The following is a 10300-nucleotide window of genomic DNA, read 5'->3' on the forward strand; positions in this document are numbered from 1 at the left end:
ACATGGAAAATACAATATTCAGTGCTTAAACAATCAAATTCGTCTCGCCGAATTTGCGCAATAAAGTTAAACACTGAATATTGTAAAATGTTGCCAAGCCTCATTACCTTGAGACTGCCGCCTTTTATTACTTGAATTATTTCTTTAACAGTTTTTCCTTAATCTCTTTTTGTTCAAGATCGTCATAAATCTCAGTTGGATAATTGCCAGTAAAGCATGCCATACAATGGCCACGGGTTTCCCCTTCGCCATTTCCGCCTATCGCTTCTACCATTCCTTCTGCACTTAAGAACGTTAATGTATCTGCTTCAATGATTTTTCTAACTTCTTCAATCGTTTTGTCATTTGCAATAAGTTCTTCTCTTCTTGAAGTATCAATCCCATAGAAACATGGATTTTTAATTGGTGGTGAACTTATTACTACATGAACTTCCGTAGCACCGGCATCACGAAGCATTCTGACAATTCGTCTGCTAGTCGTTCCACGCACGATAGAATCATCAACCATTATGACTTTTTTACCTTCTACGACTCCTCGAACCGGGGAAAGTTTCATTTTTACGCCTTGTTCTCTTAATGATTGAGAAGGTTGAATGAAGGTACGTCCAACATAACGATTTTTAATTAATCCTAATTCATAAGGAATTCCAGATGCTTCAGCAAAACCAATCGCTGCAGATATACTTGAATCAGGGACACCGGTTACGACATCCGCCTCAATTTTTATTTCTTCTGCCAGTTTCTTTCCTAGTCTTTTACGTGCTGAATGAACATTGATTCCGTTGATATTACTATCTGGTCGAGCAAAGTATACATATTCCATCATACACATGGCTTGATTAGATGCACGGGCAAACATTTCTGAGCGAAAACCTTCATTATCAATAATTAATAATTCACCAGGTAAAATATCGCGGATAAATTCTGCTCCAACGATATCAAAAGCACATGTTTCTGATGCAACCACATAGGCATCTCCAAGTTTCCCTAATGACAATGGGCGCATTCCATTTGGATCAAGAGCAACCATTAGATGATCTTCTGTCATAATAAGAAATGCATAAGCCCCTTTAAGCATACTTAATGCATTTTTCACCCGATCTTTAAACGAAGTATTCCCGCCTCGTCTAATTAAGTGTGCTAATACTTCTGTATCCGAACTTGTTTGAAAAATACTTCCTTGTCCTTCAAGCTGACTTTTTAACTGGATTGCATTAACTAAATTCCCGTTGTGCGCAAGAGCCAGGCTTCCTGTTTGAAAATGGAAAACAAGTGGTTGAACATTCTCATACCCGCTTCCACCTGCTGTTGCATAGCGAACATGACCAATAGCAGCTTTTCCAAATGAAAGTTCCTTCATAGCATCAGAATGAAAGATTTCCGTCACAAGGCCTTCTCCTTTGACACCTTTTACGACGTCACCATCCGTAACAACTATTCCTGTACCCTCTTGACCTCGGTGTTGAAGGGCATGGAGACCGTAATACGTAATTTGTGCTGCATCGGGATGACCCCAAATGCCAAAAACTCCACATTCCTCATTAAGCCCTTTTAACTCACCTAACCTTTTTAATTCAGGCAACCCTTTTAAGTTATGATTTCCGATTAACTTAGCAGGCATGGAATAGCTCCTCTCCAGGCAGATTCTAACGTTTCAACTGGAGTATGGATAACAGTTTCGCCGTTATGCACCATTTGCAGTGTTGGCTCTTTTGTTACTTCCCCAATTAAAACGGCACCTGTCATTTTTTCAAATTCAGCTTGATTTTCTTTCTTAACTGTAAGCAAGAAGCGTGACTGTGATTCGCTGAATAGTGCAGTTACAGCGTTACCTTCTGTATGAACTTTTGCTCCTAATCCATTAGAACCAATAACACTTTCTGCAACAGCAACCCCAAGACCGCCTTCTGCTAAGTCATGGGCAGAAGCTACAAGACCCGCTTGAATCGCTTCAAGTACTGCCTTTTGGTGTTTCTTTTCAACCTCTAAATCAATTGCTGGCGATTTTCCAAAAATCTTACCGTTTAGTAACTTTTGCAATTCACTGCCGCCAAATTCATTCTTTGTTTCCCCAAGAAGATAGATTAGATCTCCAGCTTCGTTAAAGGATTGTGTTGTAATATGATCCACATCTTTCACAAGTCCGACCATACCAACAACTGGAGTTGGGTAAATGGCTTCACCACTTGTTTCATTATAAAGAGAAACGTTTCCGCCGATAACAGGCGTATTAAGAACTGTACATGCTTCACTCATGCCGTCTGTTGATTTTTCAATCTGCCAGAAAATTTCCGGTTTCTCAGGATTACCGAAATTCAAATTATCTGTAATGGCAAGCGGTTCTGCCCCAGAACAAACAATATTTCTTGCTGCTTCCGCTACAGCAATTTTCCCGCCTGTTTCTGGATCTAAATAAATGTAACGTGAATTACAATCTGTTGTCATAGCAAGCGCCTTTCTTGTACCGCGTACACGGACAACGGCAGCATCTGAGCCAGGTGAAACAACTGTATTCGTACGAACCATATAATCATACTGGTCATATACCCATTCTTTGCTTGCAATAGTTGGCTGCTTTAATAATTGGATAAGCGTTTCTTCAAGATTTTCAACTTGAGGTACTTCCACATTCATTGTCTGGAATTCACGATAATAGGCAGGCTCACTAGATGGCTTATGGTAAACAGGCGCATCTTCTGCCAATGCATCAGCTGCAATTTCTGCTACAACTTCCCCTTTGTGAAGAAGGCGAAGCATTTTATCATCAGTTACTTTCCCTATTGCCACGCAGTCAAGATCATACTTTTTGAAGATTTCTTGAATTTCTCCTTCACGACCTGCTTTTACGACTAATAGCATACGTTCTTGAGATTCTGATAGCATCATTTCGTAAGCTGTCATTCCTGTTTCACGCTGCGGAACTAAATCAAGATTCATTTCAATTCCCGTTCCTGCTTTACTTGCCATTTCAGATGATGAGCTCGCAAGTCCTGCAGCTCCCATGTCTTGAATCCCAACAAGCGCGTCCGATTTTACCACTTCAAGACAGGCTTCAAGCAATAATTTTTCCATAAATGGGTCTCCAACTTGAACAGCTGGACGATCCTTTTCCGACTCATCAGTTAATTCTTCTGAAGCAAAGGTGGCTCCGTGAATGCCATCACGTCCAGTTTTAGCACCGACATACATGACCGTGTTGCCGATTCCTTTTGCCTGACCTTTTTGGATATCCTTATGATCGATTAGCCCTACACACATGGCATTGACTAGCGGATTTCCTTCATAGCTGGACTCAAATTGAATTTCACCGCCAACTGTTGGAATCCCGATACAGTTTCCATAACCAGCAATTCCAGCAACGACTTCTTTAAAAAGGTAACGAACACGTGCAGATGAATCAAGCTCTCCGAAACGAAGAGAATTTAACATGGCAATTGGTCTTGCTCCCATTGAGAATACATCACGGATGATACCGCCGACTCCTGTTGCAGCTCCTTGGTATGGTTCAATGGCTGATGGATGGTTATGACTTTCGATTTTGAATACAACAGCCTGTTCATCCCCAATATCAACAATACCTGCCCCTTCTCCAGGTCCTTGAAGGACTTGCGGTCCAGTTACTGGGAACTTTTTCAATACAGGCTTCGAGTTTTTATAGCTGCAATGCTCTGACCACATGACAGCAAAAAGCCCTGTTTCTGTATAATTTGGTGTACGACCGAGGATTTTTTCCGCCATCTCAAACTCTTCAGAGGTTAAACCCATCGTTTTATAAATTTCTTCTTCTTTAATTTGCTGCGGACTTGGTTCAAGCATTAACGACATGTGATTCCCTCCATTGTTTGACGATTGATTGGAATAATTTCAGACCATCAGCACCACCAAGCAATTCATCAACCGCTCTTTCCGGGTGTGGCATCATTCCTAATACATTCCCTTTTTCATTAATAATTCCGGCAATATCCACAAGGCTGCCATTTGGATTACTTTCATATGTGAATACAATCTGATTATTTTCCTTCAACTTTGCAAGTGTTTCCTCATCGCAATAATAATTGCCTTCTCCATGTGCAATCGGAATCATGATTACTTCATCCTTCTCATACACATTTGAAAACATTGTTGTATTGTTTTCAACCTTTAATTTGACTGGACGGCAAATAAATTTTAAGCTTTCATTTCTCTTCATGGCACCTGGCAACAAACCAGCTTCAAGCAGGATTTGAAATCCGTTACACACACCTAAAATCGGCTTACCTGCTTCAGCCGCTTTTCGTACTTCTTTCATGACATTACTAAAGCGAGCAATGGCACCAGTACGTAAGTAGTCACCATATGAGAATCCGCCCGGAAGCAGAATGCCGTCATATTCATCAAGGCTTTCTGCAGTGTGCCACACGTACTCTACCTCTTCACCTAACTCATCTTTAATTGCATGATACATATCTATATCACAATTGGATCCTGGGAAAACGATGACTGCGAACTTCACTGAGCAACAGCCTCCTCAATTTCAAATCGATAATCTTCAATAACTGGATTTGCAAGCAGACGATCACACACTTCTTTTACAACATCCTCTACCGGACGATCTGACTTTTCTACCATTAACTCCATATACTTACCAATACGTACATCCGAAACTTCTTTATAATTCATTGCATGTAAAGAATGCATAACCGCTGCACCTTGTGGATCTAATACACTCTCTCTTAATGTTACATATACTTTTACTTTAAACATTCTGACCGCCTCCTAGTTTAGTTAAAATAATTTCATATACTTCAGTTAAACTGCCAAGATCTCTTCGAAAAACATCCTTATCCAGCTTCGCATTTGTTTTTGCATCCCAAAGGCGGCAAGTATCTGGGGATACTTCATCCGCTAACACAATATTTCCTGAAGCATCTTTACCGAATTCAAGCTTAAAGTCGATAAGACGGATACCTAAATCAGAAAATAATTCTAATAGGGCTTTATTTACTTGCAGTGCTTTTGCTTTTATTTCTTCACGTTCAGCTTCACTTGCAATTTGAAGCTCTTCAATATGGGCATCTGTAAGAATCGGGTCACCAAGAGCATCATCTTTATAATAAAATTCTACAATCGGTTTACTCAAAGGTTTGCCTTCTTCTATCCCTAATCTAGCAGCAAAGCTTCCTGCTGCTGTATTACGAACAACCGTCTCAAGGGGAATGATTGTAACCTTTTTGACAAGCTGCTCTGTTTCAGAAAGGCTTTTAATAAAATGAGATTCTATTCCCTTTTCTTTTAATTTTTCAAAAATTAAGCTTGTGATTTTATTATTCAGACGACCTTTGCCGTTGATTTCTGCCTTTTTCTCACCATTAAAAGCTGTTGCCGAATCCTTATATTCAATCCAGACAATTTGCTCATCATTTGTCGCATATACACGTTTTGCCTTACCTTCATAAAGCAGCGCACCTTTTTCCAATGGAAAGCCCCTCCTTGTAGACGAGACCGACATGTTATTCATTCCCTGCCAGTCCCGCTGCTATTTATCCCTTACAGACCTAAACGTTCAAAAATAACATCTACATTTTTAAGATGATAGTTATAGTCAAAGCAGTCAGCTATTTCTTCTGCAGACAGCTTTGATGTGATTTTTTTATCCGCTTCTATTAATGTACGGAAAGGCACTTGAGTTTCCCAAGCTTCCATTGCTTTTGGCTGCACCGTATCATATGCTTCTTCTCTTGCTAATCCTTTATCAATTAAAGCAAGTAGAACACGTTGAGAATAGATTAATCCAAGCGTACGATCCATATTGCGTTTCATATTTTCAGGGAATACCGTTAAGTTTTTCACGATATTTCCGAAACGATTCAGCATGTAGTTCAATGCAATTGTTGCATCCGGAATAATAATTCTTTCCGCTGATGAATGGGAAATATCCCGTTCATGCCATAGTGCAACATTTTCGTAAGCCGTCATCATATAACCGCGGATTACACGAGCCATACCAGTCATATTTTCAGAACCAATCGGATTTCTCTTATGCGGCATCGCAGATGAACCTTTTTGGCCTTTTGCAAAAGCTTCTTCTACTTCGCGTGTTTCACTTTTTTGCAGACCGCGGATTTCAACAGCGAATTTTTCAATAGAAGTGGCAATCAATGCGATAGTAGACATATACTGCGCATGACGATCACGTTGCAATGTTTGAGTTGAGATTGGTGCTGGCTTTGTACCAAGCTTTTCACAAACATATTTTTCTACAAATGGATCGATATTAGCATACGTTCCAACCGCACCAGATATTTTTCCATATTCGATGCCTTCAGCTGCATATTTGAAACGGTCCAAATTACGTTTCATTTCTTCATACCAAAGAGCGAGTTTCAAACCAAAGGTTGTTGGTTCTGCATGAACCCCATGTGTACGCCCCATCATTACTGTATATTTATGTTCTTGAGCTTTATTTTTTAGAATCTCAATGAAGTTTTCAATATCTTTTAAAAGAATCTCATTGGCCTGCTTGATTAAGTAAGACCAAGCTGTATCTACAACGTCTGTTGATGTTAATCCATAATGAACCCATTTTCTTTCTTCGCCTAAGGTTTCAGATACCGCACGTGTAAAGGCAACAACATCATGTCTTGTTTCCTTCTCAATTTCATAAATTCGATTAATATCAAAAGAAGCTTTTTCACGAATTTTAGCTACATCTTCTTTAGGAATGACTCCAAGTTCTGCCCAGGCTTCATCTGCTAAGATTTCAACTTCCAACCATGCCTTAAATTTGTTTTCTTCCGTCCAAATAGCACCCATTTCAGGTCTTGTATAACGATCAATCATGTTTTAGCCTCCAATCTTTTCTCCAGTGTTCTGCCAAATTCCACTTTCTTCAATTTCAGTTAAAGCCGCTTCAATAGAATGACGTAGAATGGTCACATGACCCATTTTCCTTTTATATTTTGCCTCTTTTTTACCGTATAAATGAACTTTCCAGTCTTTTACGTTAGGAATTTTTTCAATAACAGCAGCTTGATGTTCACCTAAGATATTTACCATTACTGCCGGCTTAAGCAGCTCAGTGGTACCGAGAGGCCAATTACAAACAGCTAGAATATGCTGTTCAAACTGGGAGGTTTCACATGCCTCAATAGAATAATGACCAGAATTATGAGGTCTTGGCGCTAATTCGTTCACATAAATCCCATCACTTGTTAAAAACATTTCTACTGCCAGGGTTCCTACCAACTGAAAGCCCTCTGCAAGCTGTATAGCTTTTTGTACGGCTGTTTCCCTTGCTTCCTCACTTATTCTTGCTGGCACAATGGTTTCATGCAAAATGTTATCTTGATGGATATTTTCTCCGACTGGAAAAACGGCATATTCTCCTTTTCCGTTTCGACAAATAATAACAGATATTTCTTTTTCAAATGGGATCCATTTTTCAAGCACACAGGTTCCAGCTTTCAATAGCTCTGCTGCTTCGTCCACCTGCTCCTCATTGCGAATGACAAACTGTCCCTTTCCGTCATATCCTCCTCTAGCTGTTTTTAATACAGCTGGAAGCCCTAACTCCTTTAGATATTTCATAATATCTTCTTTTGTTTCAATCACCGCATACGGTGCAACTTCAACCCCTGTATTTTGAATGGCTGCTTTTTCTTTCGTCCGATCCTGTGTGATTGCAAGCAACTGAACTCCTTGAGGAACATAGGCATGTTCATTCAACCATTGCAAACCTTCTGCATCAATATTCTCAAACTCGTAGGTGATAACATCGCTTACTTCAGCTAATCTTTTAATCTTATTGAGATCGCTATACTCACCTGTTATGGTAATATCGGCAACTTGACCACACGGACAATCTTCAGTTGGGTCGAGAACAGCAATTCTAAAGCCTTTTGCTTTTGCTGCCAAGGCCATCATTCTTCCTAACTGACCGCCGCCGATGATACCAATTGTCTGACCAGGTAAAATTACTTTATTAGACAAGCTGATCACTACTTTCTATGGCTTGTGCCTTCATTTCCAATCTATATTCTTCTAATTTTTTTGCTAAACTATCATCAAATGAGGAGAGAATCTGTGCTGCCAGCAATCCTGCATTTTTTGCACCTGCTGTTCCGATTGCCACCGTTGCTACAGGAATTCCCCCAGGCATTTGAACAATAGATAGAAGAGAATCAAGTCCATTTAAAGCCCTTGATTGGACAGGAACACCTATTACCGGCAAGGTTGTCTTTGCTGCTACCATGCCTGGTAAATGAGCAGCTCCTCCTGCACCAGCAATAATAACTTTTATTCCTCTCTTTCTTGCGCCTTCTGCGTATTCAAACATTAAATCCGGTGTTCGATGCGCTGATACAACTTTTTTCTCATAAGGTATATTAAATGTTTCAAGCATCTCACATGCAAGACTCATTGTTTCCCAATCAGATTTGCTTCCCATAATGACTCCAACTTGAGCCTTCATCATATCCCCCCGTAGATTTAATTATTTATTTAGCATTTAGCATTTAACATTCGTTAATACTAATTCAGACAAATATTTTACTTTTTTGAGTATGCTATGAAAAAAGCCCAGACAGAAGCCTCCCTATGGGAAAGCAATCTGTCCGGGCTACAAAGTTAGATGCTGACATAAAAGAATAGAACAAGTCTATTCATGCTAGTTTGCCGGGCAATTGACTTTCCCCCATAGTCCAATTATTTTCGGTAATTGGGTAGAAACTTATAGGCCATATTCCTATTATTATACGAGGGCTATATATTTTATTTTGTTTTGTTTTGTTTTATCGCTACTCCCATTTAACAATGAATTTCGACAATTGTCAACAGAAAACACCGAACAATATATTAATAATAAATTCCATTGTTCGGATTTTATAAGGTTTCTACTTTTTTTACCTCGAATATTATTTGCCTGCCTATCGGTTCATAAGAAACCTCTTTCCCATCTGTATTTTCTCGAAAAATAGGTACCTCCGTTCTTCTGATTGGTGTAAATCCATCCTGTTGGATTCGATTCAGACAGTCTGCAACGGTTTCATTCTCCTGTACTTCATAAATCACTTTCTTCTGTTGCTTTTTTCCCATTATGTATGTATCCTTTCTCATGCTGATAACGTGTTTTTTTCACAAAATTAGCAAGAATTTGGTATGTCTTCATTATTTGCTCCCTTATATATATTACATGTATGCCTTATTTAGCCATAAGAAAAATCGGGGTTTTACCTCATAAAGTGAAACTTCCATCAGTGAGGGTTTTCTTCATCCCCCACTGATGGTTAGTTGGGGGCCAAAGGATGTGGGTCACACAGACGTTGCCACAAATGTGGCGTTCTTAGTCTGTGATTTGGCGAATAGACTTTTACAGGCAGTTGATTCCCCACCTATCTTCTTTTCTATACTCAGAATCTTGAGGTGGGGCTCTTACTGCCCATTAAGAGTGGGATAAAATAATTAAGGGATTAGATGTTTACTCCTTTTGGGATAGACATTTCTTTCAGACAATCATTTAAAACGATTGTTGGGATTCTATTAACTAAACAATATTTCTGGTCATACATTGCATAAATGAGCTCCTGAGCCTCATCCCTAGAGAAATCGGTTTGCTGCTTTTTCTTTATATTTAACTTTAATGGAATCGCTTCATTTCCTCCATTGAGCGGCGGTTGTATGTAATCAATCCCTTTATATGTCTTATAACCATTTCTCTTATAAAAGTAATCTCTTTTCAAACAAGTTTCTCTTTCCTCTTCTGAGTTAGCTGACTCCTGCTTTTCCGTTTCCAGGACAAATGCTCTTATGGAACCTTTGCCAGCCAGTATAGCATCCTGATTAAGATATTCTTCTATTGTTCCTAACGCTTGAGACCCCAGGCCTTTACTACGTTCATGAGGGTCTGTACCTAAATAGACGATGAATCCACAATTAACCTCAGCTAAATAATGTGCTGTTGCAAATGAAACCGGCTTCCCCTCCATTAATCCAACAAGAAATCGAAACCGATTTGGAGGATTTTGCTCAGCTTTATCGAGAGCATTATAAAGTATCTGATGAGGCTCCCTAAGATCTTTCGGAAATGCCGTGTCGTATAATTGGAGTACGCTTTCTATATGTGACATATGATTTTTAGTTATTTCTTCCCAAACTATTTTCATATATTTACACCATCCTTTATCCAATTTTACCATTAGTGAGGAATAAATTTTGAAACTTGTTTTGTCATTAGATTGAACAGCAAAAAAGAGTATCCTATTTCGGATACTCTTTCATTTTGCTTGGCGACGTCCTACTCTCACAGGGGTAAGACCCCAACTAC

Annotated in this window: 10 protein-coding genes and 1 riboswitch; all 10 genes read right to left on the reverse strand. The window is 39.3% G+C overall.

Annotated features, from left to right (window positions below; all coding sequences use genetic code 11):
* Window positions 1–136: 136 nt before the first annotated feature.
* Complete coding sequence (gene purF / locus F4V44_RS11360) at window positions 137–1621, reverse strand: amidophosphoribosyltransferase (RefSeq protein ID WP_150440144.1); 1485 nt, start codon at window positions 1619–1621, stop codon at window positions 137–139.
* Window positions 1606–3825, reverse strand: coding sequence for a phosphoribosylformylglycinamidine synthase subunit PurL (gene purL, locus F4V44_RS11365; protein WP_150440145.1), 2220 nt, complete (start codon window positions 3823–3825; stop codon window positions 1606–1608). The genes purF and purL overlap by 16 nt, the downstream gene beginning before the upstream one ends.
* Window positions 3809–4492 (reverse strand): phosphoribosylformylglycinamidine synthase subunit PurQ, encoded by a 684-nt coding sequence (gene purQ, locus F4V44_RS11370; protein WP_150440146.1) that lies wholly within the window; start codon window positions 4490–4492, stop codon window positions 3809–3811. The genes purL and purQ overlap by 17 nt, the downstream gene beginning before the upstream one ends.
* Window positions 4489–4743, reverse strand: a complete 255-nt coding sequence (purS, locus tag F4V44_RS11375; RefSeq protein WP_150440147.1) for a phosphoribosylformylglycinamidine synthase subunit PurS — start codon at window positions 4741–4743, stop codon at window positions 4489–4491. Before purS ends, purQ begins: the two co-directional genes overlap by 4 nt.
* Window positions 4736–5455, reverse strand: a complete 720-nt coding sequence (purC, locus tag F4V44_RS11380) for a phosphoribosylaminoimidazolesuccinocarboxamide synthase (RefSeq protein ID WP_150440148.1) — start codon at window positions 5453–5455, stop codon at window positions 4736–4738. Before purC ends, purS begins: the two co-directional genes overlap by 8 nt.
* A gap of 71 nt (window positions 5456–5526) precedes the next feature.
* The gene (gene purB, locus F4V44_RS11385; RefSeq protein WP_150440149.1) at window positions 5527–6819 is read right to left on the reverse strand and encodes an adenylosuccinate lyase; all 1293 of its coding nucleotides are present in this window, start codon (window positions 6817–6819) and stop codon (window positions 5527–5529) included.
* A gap of 3 nt (window positions 6820–6822) precedes the next feature.
* Window positions 6823–7968: a 5-(carboxyamino)imidazole ribonucleotide synthase gene (purK, locus tag F4V44_RS11390; RefSeq protein ID WP_150440150.1), complete on the reverse strand. Its 1146-nt coding sequence runs from the start codon at window positions 7966–7968 to the stop codon at window positions 6823–6825.
* Window positions 7961–8449, reverse strand: coding sequence for a 5-(carboxyamino)imidazole ribonucleotide mutase (purE, locus tag F4V44_RS11395; RefSeq protein ID WP_150440154.1), 489 nt, complete (start codon window positions 8447–8449; stop codon window positions 7961–7963). Before purE ends, purK begins: the two co-directional genes overlap by 8 nt.
* 205 nt (window positions 8450–8654) lie before the next feature.
* Window positions 8655–8756, reverse strand: a riboswitch (purine riboswitch).
* A gap of 103 nt (window positions 8757–8859) precedes the next feature.
* Window positions 8860–9072, reverse strand: a complete 213-nt coding sequence (locus F4V44_RS11400; RefSeq protein ID WP_150440151.1) for an NETI motif-containing protein — start codon at window positions 9070–9072, stop codon at window positions 8860–8862.
* Between the two features lie 374 nt (window positions 9073–9446).
* Entirely contained in the window at window positions 9447–10139 is a 693-nt protein-coding gene (locus tag F4V44_RS11405) for a GNAT family N-acetyltransferase (RefSeq protein ID WP_150440152.1), read from the reverse strand.
* Window positions 10140–10300: the final 161 nt, after the last annotated feature.

The organism is Niallia endozanthoxylica, assembly GCF_008710145.1.
GTDB lineage: Bacteria > Bacillota > Bacilli > Bacillales > Cytobacillaceae > Bacillus_BD > Bacillus_BD endozanthoxylica.

Bases quoted from the DNA above. Each gene is read 5' to 3' on its own strand.
- purF (WP_150440144.1), bottom strand. From the start codon at position 1,621: ATGCCTGCTAAGTTAATCGGAAATCATAACTTAAAAGGGTTGCCTGAA.
- purL (WP_150440145.1), bottom strand. From the start codon at position 3,825: ATGTCGTTAATGCTTGAACCAAGTCCGCAGCAAATTAAAGAAGAAGAA.
- purS (WP_150440147.1), bottom strand. From the start codon at position 4,743: ATGTTTAAAGTAAAAGTATATGTAACATTAAGAGAGAGTGTATTAGAT.
- purB (WP_150440149.1), bottom strand. From the start codon at position 6,819: ATGATTGATCGTTATACAAGACCTGAAATGGGTGCTATTTGGACGGAA.
- purE (WP_150440154.1), bottom strand. From the start codon at position 8,449: ATGAAGGCTCAAGTTGGAGTCATTATGGGAAGCAAATCTGATTGGGAA.
- F4V44_RS11400 (WP_150440151.1), bottom strand. From the start codon at position 9,072: ATGGGAAAAAAGCAACAGAAGAAAGTGATTTATGAAGTACAGGAGAAT.
- F4V44_RS11405 (WP_150440152.1), bottom strand. From the start codon at position 10,139: ATGAAAATAGTTTGGGAAGAAATAACTAAAAATCATATGTCACATATA.